The sequence below is a fragment of the Dyadobacter jejuensis genome (assembly GCF_003149085.1).
GTDB lineage: Bacteria > Bacteroidota > Bacteroidia > Cytophagales > Spirosomataceae > Dyadobacter > Dyadobacter jejuensis.
Genome location: NZ_QGDT01000010.1, coordinates 152,878 through 165,918, shown reverse-complemented (window position 1 = coordinate 165,918; position 13,041 = coordinate 152,878). Strand labels below are relative to the sequence as shown.

Genomic DNA, 13,041 nt, shown 5'->3' with positions numbered 1-13,041 from the left:
TGGGTTAAAATTTGACATTCGGTTAGAAAAAACTTAGTCACAAGAGGGGCCATCCAAAAGTATGGTTTGGTCCGACAACGTATAGTTTGCTCCCAAACTGGCGCAGAGCATATCTAAAATCGTTAAGAGTGGTTGTTGCTCAAAATCGGCTGTCATGCCACAATTGGCGAGTTTCTTATTCAAAAAGTGAATTTTTACATTAAATCGGGTTTCCAATTTCGATACTACTTCGTTCAATGGAGTATTGTCAAAAATGATATCAATCGGTTCATATATTTCTTTTTTAGTTTGGCCAACTTTTTTGGAATAGGTGATCTGATTCGATCTTGGATTATAAAGTGCTTGTTCACTGGGCTTTAACAAGAGTTCTGCTTGGGGATTGGTCGTATTTATAGAACTCACTTCCACGATTCCAGTTACAACAGAAACTTCATAAATATCCGCATTCGCTTTTGCCTTCACATTAAAACTAGTACCCAGAACCTTCACCTGGAGATCTCCAGAGTGTATATAGAATGGTTTGCTTTTATCTGGGGTAACCTCAAAAAAACCTTCCCCTGAGAACGACACCTCTCGAGTGGATCCTGAAAATGCCTTTGGATAGGTGATATTGGCATCATGATGCAGCCAAATTTTGGTACCATCTGGCAATACATGTTGCACAATTTGTGAATTGGTATTTGTAAAAGTAATTTCCGATGGATTCGTCTGTCTCTCCCTTTGGGCCATTTGAACGGGATTGTCGCTTGTGACCTTGCCCATATACGTCAAATAAAGAGTTAGTAGAATTACGACGCTAGCGGCAGCCAGTAGGGTAGTCCATCGTGAAAACATAAATGGTAGGCTCTTGGGTTTTCCTAATCCTAATGTTTGGGATATATAAGAAAACGTTTCCTTTTTAATACGGCGCCGATCATTGTCGGGTATGGTATCCAAATAATTAGGGATTCCTATTATTTGGGCATACCATTGCTCTACCATTTCTTTTTCTGAATCGTTGCATTGGTTATCCAGGTACTTTTTTAAGAGTTGAGGATCAATGTAAGGCTTTTGCATCGAAGTATATCCGTTTAGGCGTTGTCGGCATTATAGTTGCTTCAAAACGGAAACACCCTTAGTCTATTCGAAAAAATAAATTAATTATTAAAAAAAGACAAGGTAGATATGGTAAAACCGTTCAATTCCATAAGGTGAACCAAGCCATAAGATAAGGCAGATGTTCTTTGAGGTAGCGTTTTAGCATTTGAATGGCCTTGGAAATATGTTGCTCCACCGTTTTCTCGGAAATGGATAACTCGGAAGCTATCTGACGGTAAGTGCGCCCCTGGCGGCTTAATAAAAAAACTTGGCGGCATTTAGGAGGGAGTATTTCCAAGCCCTTTTCATACCTAATCTGTAATTCATTGGTAAGCGCTGGCTGATCGGGCAATAAATCACTCACATCATCGTGGGTCAATACCCATTCGTTATAGTGGCGCTGACGCGTGTACTCCTTGCGGTAATGAAGCAGTATTAAATTCCTTAACATGCCAAATAAATAGGGCCGGCACGATTTAATGACGTTTTCGTGCCGCTGTTGCCAGAAAGTTACAAACAACTCCTGTATAATTTCCTGAGAAATATACTCATCGTCTATTTTACTGTATGCGAAATTGTACAAAACCTTGAAATATCGATCATAAAGCTCCTCAAAGGCCTCTTGACTGTCCTGGCCTATTATTAAATGAAGGATCTCCTCGTCAGAATAGGTGATGTACAATTGATTCATAAATGGTTTTTAATTGGCTTGTCTTCGCATCCAAAATTGGTAATAAATTTTGGGACTACTATTTCGGGAATTTTAACTTTTTTTACCTAAAAGATGCCTATTAATAACAATTATTTAGCACTAAACTGAGATAATAGTCCTGTATACTAGTTATAACAACTTATTAAAAGTAACACTTTAAAACTTCAAAAAGCAGCGAGGTATTTGCTTTTTATGTTCCTTAGTTTGAAGTTTAAATAGCCAAAAATTTATTTTCATGATGTAAGGTATCCAAAAATGGATGGAATCCTGATCATCAGTCAACAGTTTGTTTATATTCTATTGGCCCTAATGGATAGGCCTAGGGCTCGGTTAGGTCCCAAAAAATGCAAAATATCAGGGACTACTCAGTCATAGGAGTTGGCCAATAGGGGTCTATGTCCCGTGTTCGTTGGCTTAAAAGAGGGAACAGAAGCAACTAAAAATGTACAAATTTTGGCCTATATTTCGGAAGTAGATCCTCAAACTAGAGAAAACAGTGAATAAGAAAAATATAATTGGAATATCCTCCACTATTCCTGATTAGTAACCCTCATTATTTTCAATTCATATGACTAAAGTTAACCTATTAAAATTTATAATCTCCTCTATTGCAAGTTTGTCAATGGGCTCCATCATGGCCCAATCGATACTTCCCCCGGTGCTCGATTGGCATGGAAAAAGTGAAGCCCTGGTGGCTGCACCGAACGATCCATGGATTACACCTATTGAACAATCCGGTTTCAGGACCACGCCCGACTATAAGGAAACCATGGCTTGGTTCAATAAACTAGCTGCTGCCTCTCCGTTGATAGCGATGCGGTCGGTGGGGAAGAGTGTAGAAGGGCGGGATATATATATGCTAGTAGCCTCTACGGATACCAATAAAAGCCCTGAGGCCTTAAGAAACTCCAAAAAACCATTGTTATTGGTTCAGGCTGGGATCCATTCTGGGGAAATAGATGGGAAAGATGCCGGTATGATGCTGCTTCGAGACATTGCTTTTGGTCAGAAGAAAGCCTTGTTAGAGCGGGTAAACTTTCTGTTTATCCCTATATTAAGTGTGGATGCGCATGAAAATTCTTCTCCCTACAACCGGCCGAATCAACGGGGACCCGAAAACATGGGGTGGAGAACCAATGCCCAAAATCTAAATTTAAACCGCGACTATACCAAGCTGGATACCAAAGAGGTGAGGGCGGTGATCGGGGTGATAAACGATTACGACCCAGAGCTGTACATGGATATTCATGTTACGGATGGTGCCGATTACCAGTTCGATATCACCTATACTGGAGCAGGGGTGCAGGGGAATTCTCCCGGGATAGCCTCTTGGCTTGAAACTAAGTTTAAGCCCTTCGTTGACGATGGCTTACGAGCTCAGGGACATATACCAGGTCCGTTGATGTTTGCCCTAAACGACAGAGATTTTTCTAAAGGAAATGTGGCCATAATGGGTGGGCCCAGGTTTTCAGATACCTATGGGATTATGCGTCATTTAGGAGCTATATTGGTCGAAAATCATTCTTTAAAACCCTATAAGCAACGGGTTTTAGGAACCTACGTGTTGTTAGAGCGTACTTTAAAATTGCTGGGTACAGAGGGTAAGTCCTTGCAGAAAGTCACTGCGTCCGATAAAGACCTGAGGGAGGCTCAAGTTCCTATGGCATATAAAATACCTCAAATGAAGAATCAGGTGGATTTTCAATCGATGTCCTTATTGGAATTTTCAGATCAGACCGTCCAACGTCCAGACAGCATGCTGTTGCTTGGGATGGATTCCAAAATCAGGAAGTCGGCTATTACCCAGTCTGAGTATATTGAGTGGATGGGTAGGCCCATCACCAAAAAAATAGCCTATTATAAAGAGTCGGAACCGATCGGCTTTATCACCCGGCCTAAAGGATACTGGGTGCCAGCTTCCTGCGACGAGGTGATAGAACGCTTGAAAATCCATGGTATTGAGATGGAGGTACTTGCCGCTCCTCGCATGGTGGAGGTAGAAATGTATCGTATAGAAGACGCCCATTTTGAAAATGAAAATCATGAACCTTTCCCTTATGAGGGACATATGCAGGTAAGTGGTAAAGCAAGGTCGGAACTGCGGAAGCAAGAATATGCGGCTGGTTCTGTTTTTATCACTACCGATCAACCCCTGGGCGATTTGGCGATCCATTTATTAGAACCCACCTCGAAGGATTCATTTTTTAGTTGGGGGTTTTTCCTCAATATCTTCCAACGCACAGAATATATAGAAGCCTATGTGATGGAGCCCTTGGCCCAACGTATGCTCGAGGAGTCGCCGGAATTAAAAGCGGAATTTGAACGAAAATTAAAGGAGGATCAAGATTTTGCTAAGGATCCTGGTGCTATTTTGGGCTGGTTTTACGGCAAAACCAAATACTACGACGATAGGTACCTCTTGTATCCTGTGGGCCGAGCATTATAAGGACATGGCCGGGGCTTATTGCCTTGGGTTGCCCCGTGCAAGCCATAATTATACTTACTAACATACACTTTTAAGAGGATGGCCATAGGTTTTACACCCAAACATATTGCAGAATACCCTTTAGAGGGTCTATCCACAGAGGAATTTCTGATACTGGTCTTGGAAACGGCTAAGGAGATGAACTGGGAGGTTAGCTACCAGAGTCACAGTGGACTCATAGCCCGGACAGCCAATGGCTTGTTTTCGTGGAATGGTATAGTTACCATCAAAATACACGACGATGTTGCTACTATTCATAGTGAATCGTTGGGAGGTGCGCTTGCGGACTGGGGTAAAAATAAGCGTACGGTAACCAGGTTTCATAGGCGTATGGAGGAGCTTAAAGGGACGTTCAGCAAGGAGGACTTACATGAAAAATACCAGGAAGTTCAAGACCAATTGGTGCCCCCTGACCAAGATGTCTTAATGTTACCCCCAGCTACGATTGCAGAAAAGTTCGATCATTTTCTATCCCTTTTCAAGCCCAAGGAGAGTTATTATATCACTCCTGTATTATTAAACTTGAATATCTTAGTCTTCCTAGCGATGGTGGCTAGCGGAGTCAATTTCTTGATGCCCGGAAAAGAAAGCCTAGTGCTGTGGGGGGCTAATTTCAGGCCTGTCACGTTAGATGGACAATGGTGGCGATTGGTTACCAGCTATTTTGTCCATATCGGAATCCTGCACTTGCTCATGAATATGTATGCACTCTTTATTATAGGTGTTCTCTTAGAGCCTAAGCTCGGTAAGTTAAGGTTTTCGGTAGTTTATTTGCTGTCGGGTGTTTCGGCGAGCGCAGCCAGTCTATGGTGGAACGACCTCACCATAAGCGCCGGAGCTTCGGGAGCCATCTTTGGGATGTATGGTGCGTTCCTGGTGATGCTGACATCGAATTTGATTGAACCTGCCACCCGTAAAGCTTTGCTGCCCAGTATCTTGGTGTTTGTGGGGTACAATTTAATTAGTGGACTGCAAGGAGGGATAGACAATGCAGCCCATTTGGGGGGCTTGGTAGCGGGAGCCGGGATAGGCTGGGCTTTTCTCCCTAGTCTCAAACAGCCCGAGGACGTTAGTTTCAATATTGGTACGATAAGTATTCTATGCATTTTTGTTTTGGCCTCTACTTATGCCGTTTATACTCGCTTGCCAAACGATGTGGGGACATATGACCGGCAGATCAAGAAGTTTGTTTCAATGGAAGCCATGGCTTTGGAGGCCTATCATATGCCACCATACACCCCAAAAGACGTTCGGCTAACTGAAATTAAGGATAGGGGGATCTATTATTGGAAAGAAAATATCGCACTTTTGGATGGTTTTGAGGAGCTCGATTTGCCTCTTCAGATAAGGACCAGAAACCAACAGTTGAAGGAGTATTGTGAAATTAGAATAAAAAGCTATGAATTACAATATAAGGCAATTGAAGAAGAAACAGACCGGTATCAGCCGCAGATACTGGAATATGACAAGCAGATCAATGCCAAGATTGAGGAACTTCGTGCCAATCATACGCCTTAGTAGGAGGGAGCCGCGGGTCGGATTATCGTGATGTTCCAACCTGCTTTTCGTGAGAAAAGTTTCTATTGAATTTAAACCATTAAAAAATAAATCGATTAGCAGCGAAGGAAATACAGGAAACGGGAGTCTAATGAGATAGACCAATCATTTTAGACATCATGACTTTCAAAACCCTTATTGTAGGTTCCTTATCGCTTCTATTCTTTATTTCCTGCGATAACAGTGAAGATACCACCCCGACCGCCTCTGAGGATACGGTAGTTGACGTAGATGCAGCCAATTTCTTGGCCGATGGGCTTTCTGAGCCTATAACCATCGTATCGCGCACACTCTCAAATGGGACCACAGCCGATTGCTATAAAATTGTAGCGAAGAGCGCCGCCACGGATCATACGATGGGGCCTTGGTGTCCTTCTAATATTTCGGACGACGCCAGTGCAGGAGGGATATGGCTCGAAGATGGCAATGTATATGATGTGGATGGTGCCTTTATCGAAAATCTAGCCAGTTTTTATAACGATGCCACCTGGCAAATGTACGATGCCAGCACTGGGGCGATCACCAAAACCCTTACCATTGAAGATTGCGAAGCGGCAGCCAATCCAAATGTAGGCGAAGCGTACAAAAATTATTGCGTAGAATGTCTGCCCTCTTATGTATCGTCGGTGACCAACACCTATTACATTCCGGTTACCCCGGTTAAGTTAAGCACGGCGGTTAGTTTTGGCGGTGGACCAGGGTCTTCTGGTCCTTCTACCCGAGGTATCGCGTTCAATGGCGTCGTCTTCGATGCTCCCGCGCCCACCAGTGCTATTTTGGGCGCCTACACCCTAGCCCCATTCGATGACGCTGGAGGACATATCAATCTCACTGCCGGGTATCATTATCATGCGGCTACTGGTTTGAGTACAAAAATCGAACAAACAGATGGGCATGCCGCCATGATCGGGTATGCTATGGATGGTTTTGGAATGTACGAGCGGTTGAGTGCTACAGGTACCGAATATACCGATTTGGACGATAATCGGGGTCATTACGATAGTACCCGGGGATATCATTACCATGTCGATTATGCAGGAGCCAATAATTTTATCAATGGTTTGGCAGGGGCATATGCCAGGTAAAATCTGAAACAATCAGTTATGAAATATATCAATTTTCTGTTTTTGTTAGTAATGGGAGGGGCGTGCTTCGCCCACCAGCCCAACTTATCGAGTCTGATGATTTATGAGCAAAATGGGAAGAAGCTATTGGTGATTAAAAGTTCTTTAACGGGCTTTGAAGGAGAGGTGAACTACCGATACCATAAAGATGCATTTAAGACGCCAGAGGAGTTCAGGCAGCTGGTCATTCAGCAACTTCAGGAATTTTGTGAGGTAGTGGTCAACGACCAATCGATCGCCATGAAAAACCCACAGGTGATCCTTGGCCATGAAACGACGGTGTTTGCCGAATTAGATAATTTTCCGGATAGCATTCAGTCCATTTACGTGAAAAATGAATTATTTGTAAACACCCCCAATAGTCTATCCGAATTGATCCTTTCGTTAAAGGAATTACCACAGAAGCAGGTAGTCCTTTCGGAGGCAAACCAGTATGAAGTAAAGCTTAAATTGGACAATAGCCAATGGATAGCCCTAGAGCCAAAACTAGCTACTAGCAACCATTCTAATATGCTCGTACTGGGAGCCGTTTCAATTGTGCTGATAGTAGGGTTGGTTTGGACAGCACGTTTTGCTTAAAGGCTGTAAGCATTATGCATTATGCAATAAGCAATAAGCATTAAGCAATATGCAATAAGCCATAGGCGATAAGCAATAGGCCTTTGTTGGCTATTAATGTAACGTACTAATTTCTAAAGGTTTAAAAGGTTGTAAGCGATGAGCAATATGCAATAAGCAATAAGCCTTTGTTGCTTATTAATGTGACGTACTAATTTCTAAAGGTTTAAAGGATGTAGGCAATTACCTGTTCTTGCTAGGCATATATGACCTTTAACCTTTGACCAGACGATGCACTGCCTTTTACTTTCGACCTTTAACCTTTGACCGGACGATGCACTGCCTTTTACTTTCGACCTTTAACCTTTGACCGGGCGGGGCACTGCCTTTGACTTTCGACCTTTAACCGCTTTTAACCCCTAAAACTAACAAAAAAGCCGAAACGTACCTTTCCAAGTATGTTTCGGCTTTTTTGATGAGTCGTTATTCTTTTAAGCGACCACAGAAGTTTTGGATTTCCCAGGCTTACGCTTGTCAGCTTTAGCCTCTCGATCCCTCATCTTAATGAAATCGCGGAACCTGCGTATGGTGGCCAAAATAAAGCCGATAACCAAGACGAGGGTTCCTAACCACAAAATATTGATTAAAGGCTTTTCTATGGCTTTTAAGACGATAAAATCTTTTTGGGTGGTATTGACCGAAAAGGTGAATTGTCCGGTTTGCGGGTTAATCTCCTGGAACTGAAGCCTAAGGCCCAACTCTTTGTTTACTTCGGGCTTACGAGCGACCATCCGGTCACGAATCACGAAAGATGGAGTAATTACAAACTCTTGTTCGTTGTCCAGAATTCGAATGATCGCCTTTACAGCGGCGTCTCCTTCGGCTAGTTGCATTCCCTCCACGTCATCGGTACGGACTACCTGATCGAGCACGGCTACATAATCGTTTACAAAGAACGTGTCGCGAAGGTTGACCGTAAAGTTCTCTGTTTGGCTCCATACCGGCTCGGCAGTAGGGTTGGTTACCATCGATACATAGGTGTACAGGTCCTTGTCCACCTTACGTTGTATATCGGGCGACGACACAATTCCTCCCATGCGGGGGTTGATTTGCACCCTGGGGAAAAGGTTAAATACCCTTCCTGAAGGTTCCCTGTATTCGACTTCATAATAGAAGTTTTCAGGAGCTATTTCCAAAGTATCTCCTTTGGCATAATATTGCTTGTCGTCTACTACGATATCCCTAAGGGCCACAGCACGATAGTCACCTTCAATCAGATCTACCCAGCTTTTGCTGATATACGAAGGAATGTGTCGGGGTTCTATGCGTACATCTTTCCAGGTAAGCATATATTCGCCCATCCGCTCTGGTTTGTTGAGCCATAGGGTGATGTTTTCCTTATTTTCCTTATTGTCGTTTTGGGTAAACTCCTCACTACGGGAGATCATCAGACCGGAATTGTTGATGGAAACAACCTGCTCGTAAGCGGAGGAGAACATGATGCCTATCAGCATCAGGGCCACCCCTACATGGGTAATGGCTCCTCCAGAGAGGTTGTAGTTCCCTTTAAGAATATCCAATAAAATACTTCCGTTGGCGACAATAGCGAATACGGAGGCCGTTAGAATGGCTATATAGCGAATGTCCTTCACTCCTTCGAAAGTAATAATGGCCGCACTGATCACCAATGCCAACAGCAAGGGATTGTAAAGGGCCTGGAGCTTATCTTTCCCTACGCGCTTCCACCAGAAAAACTGACCAATACCGGTCAATATAATGATAAGCGAGAAGAACCATAATTGGAACTTATTGTAATGGGCCACCTGATCGGCCGGAAGTGCCAGATTGAGAACCGTACCAAAAGCTTCGGCAATCTTATTATAAACTGGTATAGAGGTAGTCGCCAGAATCTGAAAGCCAGAGAGGCAGAGTAAGGTAGCACCTATAAAGATCCAAAATTCCTGAGAGTAAGTGGATACTTCTTCTTCATCGCTTGGCAACATTTTCCAGCGATAAATCAAAAGGCCAATGGATACGACAAGGAAGGTGAGCAAGTATATCAGTAACTGACCAGAAAGTCCCAAATCGGTAAAAGAGTGAACCGAGGCGTTTCCTAAGATACCGCTACGCGTCATAAAAGTGGAATACAACACCAATACAAAGGTGGCAATGGTCAGGATAAACGAAGTCTTTAGAGCAGTAGCATTTCTACGGGCGATGATCATGGTATGGACGGCTGCCACCAAGATGAGCCAAGGAACGAAAGAGGTGTTCTCCACGGGATCCCAGTTCCAATAGCTGCCAAAGTTAAGTGTTTCGTAGGCCCAGTAAGCTCCCATGAGTATACCTACTCCCAATATCATGGCCGATAGTAGGGACCAGGGTAAGGCGGGACGAATCCATTCGTGAGTCTTCTTGAGCCATAGACCGGCCATGGCAAACGAAAACGGTATGATTGTAGAGGCAAAGCCCAAGAACAGGGTAGGGGGGTGAATCACCATCCAGTAATTCTGTAGTAATGGATTCAGTCCGTTACCATCTTTAGGGATAAAATTAGGATCCATTTTCCAAACCGGCATATCTGGCATCACCTCTTTAAGGAGTAAGAAGGGGGTAGAGCCAATTTTTAGATCGATGCCCGGGATGACAACCCCTAGGATCATCGATGTTAGGAAAGCCTGAACCAAAGCGAAGATGGTCATCACAGGGGCTTCCCACGACCGGTTGGTAAATATCAGAATGAAGCCCAGTATGACATTCCAAAATATCCATAATAAGAAACTACCCTCTTGGTCTTGCCAAAAACTGGAAATGGTATAGCCAGTTGGCAAGGAAAGGGAGGAGTTCTTCCATGCATAATGATATTCAAAATAATGGTTCCCGATGATCCAGTATAAAGAGAACACCACGCCGAATACGGCCGCCATATGCACGAAAAAAGTGGTGCGAGCAAATCGTTTCCAGCTGTTGAGGGTCTCTAAATCTTGAAGGGAAGTAGAAGCTTGGGTAGTTTTGAAATAAGCGTAAGTGGCCAAAATCGCCGTGACGAAGGCGATGATGACCAGCAAATGACCGGCATTGCCGATAGTATGATGGATCATGATTTTTGGGCAGTATGTTCGGTAGTTTCCAGTTTGCCTTCTTCGTATTTAGAAGGGCATTTCATTAAAATTTTGTCGGCTACGAAAGCATCTTGTTGCATGCGCCCAATAATGACCACCTGTTCCGATTTGTCAAAATCCTGCGGTTTGGTGCTTTTATATACTACTTTTCTGGCTACGTTATTATTGTCAACCAAGGTGAAGCTGAAAAAATTAGGATCGATTTCAGGTTGATAGACCATTTCCAGAATGTTTCCTGCTGCATCTTTTTTGAGCGTACCCACTACATGTATGCTCTCGTTATCTCCACTATCGGCCATTTGTTGCGCCTTATTGAAGTCTACATAGGTACTGGCGTCTCCGGCTGTGGTTACGATGATGCCAATGGCGATGGCAATGATCACAAGACCAAATATTTGTATCTTTTTCATGTTGAATAAATCTTTATTTTATGATTCCGGCTAAATGGTTCTTTTTTTGAAATTTCAAAATAGAAAATGGGTTATAAATTCTATTTTAGGCCATTTTTGTCTTAAATACCGTTTTGGTTTAAGCGACCTCAAAAATAGCTTATATTTCCTGATTTATTTAATATTAAGTTCTTTTTCCATCTTACGGACTTTCATTTCCAAACGTAAAAGGTTGGCAATGATTCCAATAAATACGACGGCTATCACCGCTACCACGACCCAGATCTTGCCATCCTGACGGAGTCGGGTGGCCATTTCGACGGAGGAGTCTGGAGTTTGGGCGGAAACAGTTATTGCCATGAGCAACAAAAAGGAAAATAGAGTGGTTAGACGTTTCATGATGACACTGCGTTTCATATCTTTTCTTCTTAACGTTTTTCTTTAGGGATAGTTTAATTTCTAGACTCGATTTGTGGATGCTGCCAAATATATAACGACAAGCATCGGGTCAGTCATGTTGGGATCTTTCAATAATCTTGAGTCGGACGCGTAGTTCGGCCATCCACAGGCCGAGTAGTATCCATCCTATGATGGCTGGATAGAACACTTTCCGCATATCGTTATTCAAGTCAAAAGAGCCAAAGGTACTGTTACCACCACTACCCGGGTGCAGGGAGTCGGTAAGGCGGGGTAAGATGTAGATCAAGGGAATAAACACCGCAAAAGCGAAGATATTGTAGACCGACGAAATACGTGCCTTCTTTTGCTCATCTTCGAACGACGACCGCAGCAATAGATAGGCCAAATAGATGAGAATACCAACGGCGGCACCGTTTAGTTTGGGGTCGTTGGGCCATGGATCCCCCCAAGTAAAATTGGCCCATAACGAGCCAGTGAGACACCCCAGAATCCCATAGAAGATACCGGCCTTGGCAATTTCACTCGCTCGGTCATCGTATTTGATATCCCCTTTGTTGAGGTAAGCTATAGAATAGATCATTGACGAAAACAAGAGGGTCGTCATGGCCAACCAAAGAGCAACATGAAAATAGGTGTTTCGGATGGTTTCGTTGATAATCGGTAAGTGAGGCACTGGCCCCATTAAGCCCATCACAATCACATAGAGTAGGATGATGATACTGGCAATTTTCCACCACATTTTTCTCATAATAACACTGATATTTTATACTATTGGTCCCTTTATTAGGTTTGTGCTGTCATGGCTGGACCGCCCATGAACAGTATCTTTACTTAGCTTTTCCACAAATACGGGAATAGCAGGTAACTTAAAGTAACTACTATGGCATCAATGGCGAGTAAAGTCTGGATTTCGTCCATACTCACCGACCAGTCCAGCCCATCTAAGGCATTTTTTGCTAGCTTAATCGTCATCAACAGCATGGGCAGTATGATAGGGAAGCTAAGTACGGTCATTAAAGTTGCACTATTTTCAGCTTTGGTGGCTATTCCCGCGATTAGGGTGAGTACCGATGCAAAGCCTACAGCGGCCAAGGCGATGCTCACCAAATACAGCTTAATATCGCCCACAGGGTTTCCCATCACGAAAGCATAAAATGCAAACCCCGTCAATGACAGCAGCAGCATAATGAGGCAGTTGTAAAGGATTTTTGACAGGATAATGGCTTGTGGGCTACACAGACTATAATAGTAGATCAGCCGCCCGAAGCGCTCTTGTGAGAAACTTTTAGCAATTGCATTTACTGCCGTAAAGAGTAGAATGATCCAGTAGAGGGTGTTCCAGACGATAGGGGTGAGCTGATTTCTCTTGAGGCTAAAGCTTAAATAACAAACAAACACGGTGCTCACCACATAGAGCAGCATACCACTGATGGCATATTTTTGGCGCCACTCCAAAGTGGCTTCTTTCAATATTAGGGTCTTGATTTCTTTCAATTTGGTATGTAGCCCCAGGTTAGTCATTATTAAATACGTTCTGTCAGCCAGATGGCGGTCTATTTGGGCCCTTGGCACAGTTGGTAATCATACAACCTTTTCA

General features: G+C 43.4%; 11 protein-coding genes. 4 read left to right on the top strand and 7 right to left on the bottom strand.

Annotated features, from left to right (window positions below; all coding sequences use genetic code 11):
* Positions 1-33: 33 nt before the first annotated feature.
* Positions 34-1,056, bottom strand: coding sequence for a FecR family protein (locus CLV98_RS17440; RefSeq protein WP_109676265.1), 1,023 nt, complete (start codon positions 1,054-1,056; stop codon positions 34-36).
* 121 nt (positions 1,057-1,177) lie between these two features.
* Positions 1,178-1,768 (bottom strand): RNA polymerase sigma factor, encoded by a 591-nt coding sequence (locus tag CLV98_RS17435; RefSeq protein WP_109676263.1) that lies wholly within the window; start codon positions 1,766-1,768, stop codon positions 1,178-1,180.
* Positions 1,769-2,357: 589 nt separating this feature from the next.
* Here CLV98_RS17435 and CLV98_RS17430 point away from each other — a divergent pair.
* The 4 genes from CLV98_RS17430 (at position 2,358) to CLV98_RS17415 (ending at position 7,534) form a co-directional block, all read left to right on the top strand.
* Entirely contained in the window at positions 2,358-4,235 is a 1,878-nt protein-coding gene (locus tag CLV98_RS17430; protein WP_109676261.1) for a M14 family metallopeptidase, read from the top strand.
* A 78-nt stretch (positions 4,236-4,313) separates the two neighbouring features.
* On the top strand, positions 4,314-5,792 hold the full coding sequence (locus CLV98_RS17425) for a rhomboid family intramembrane serine protease (protein WP_109676259.1): 1,479 nt from the start codon (positions 4,314-4,316) through the stop codon (positions 5,790-5,792).
* 158 nt (positions 5,793-5,950) lie between these two features.
* Positions 5,951-6,916, top strand: coding sequence for a YHYH protein (locus tag CLV98_RS17420; protein ID WP_109676257.1), 966 nt, complete (start codon positions 5,951-5,953; stop codon positions 6,914-6,916).
* 18 nt (positions 6,917-6,934) lie between these two features.
* Positions 6,935-7,534, top strand: coding sequence for a hypothetical protein (locus tag CLV98_RS17415; RefSeq protein ID WP_109676255.1), 600 nt, complete (start codon positions 6,935-6,937; stop codon positions 7,532-7,534).
* A 470-nt stretch (positions 7,535-8,004) separates the two neighbouring features.
* On the opposite strand, the gene ccsA (CLV98_RS17410) is transcribed toward CLV98_RS17415, so the two are convergent.
* The 5 genes from ccsA (CLV98_RS17410) to CLV98_RS17390 all read right to left on the bottom strand — a co-directional run bounded on the left by ccsA (CLV98_RS17410) (position 8,005) and on the right by CLV98_RS17390 (position 12,965).
* Positions 8,005-10,614, bottom strand: a complete 2,610-nt coding sequence (gene ccsA / locus CLV98_RS17410; protein ID WP_109676253.1) for a cytochrome c biogenesis protein CcsA — start codon at positions 10,612-10,614, stop codon at positions 8,005-8,007.
* Positions 10,611-11,045 carry a cytochrome c maturation protein CcmE domain-containing protein gene (locus CLV98_RS17405; protein ID WP_109676251.1) on the bottom strand — a complete coding sequence of 145 codons (435 nt, stop codon included), beginning with the start codon at positions 11,043-11,045 and terminating at the stop codon, positions 10,611-10,613. Before CLV98_RS17405 ends, ccsA (CLV98_RS17410) begins: the two co-directional genes overlap by 4 nt.
* A 153-nt stretch (positions 11,046-11,198) precedes the next feature.
* On the bottom strand, positions 11,199-11,423 hold the full coding sequence (locus tag CLV98_RS17400) for a CcmD family protein (RefSeq protein WP_109676360.1): 225 nt from the start codon (positions 11,421-11,423) through the stop codon (positions 11,199-11,201).
* 109 nt (positions 11,424-11,532) lie between these two features.
* Positions 11,533-12,192 carry a cytochrome c biogenesis protein CcsA gene (gene ccsA, locus CLV98_RS17395; RefSeq protein ID WP_109676249.1) on the bottom strand — a complete coding sequence of 220 codons (660 nt, stop codon included), beginning with the start codon at positions 12,190-12,192 and terminating at the stop codon, positions 11,533-11,535.
* Positions 12,193-12,275: 83 nt separating this feature from the next.
* Positions 12,276-12,965: a heme exporter protein CcmB gene (locus tag CLV98_RS17390; protein ID WP_211320058.1), complete on the bottom strand. Its 690-nt coding sequence runs from the start codon at positions 12,963-12,965 to the stop codon at positions 12,276-12,278.
* Positions 12,966-13,041: the final 76 nt, after the last annotated feature.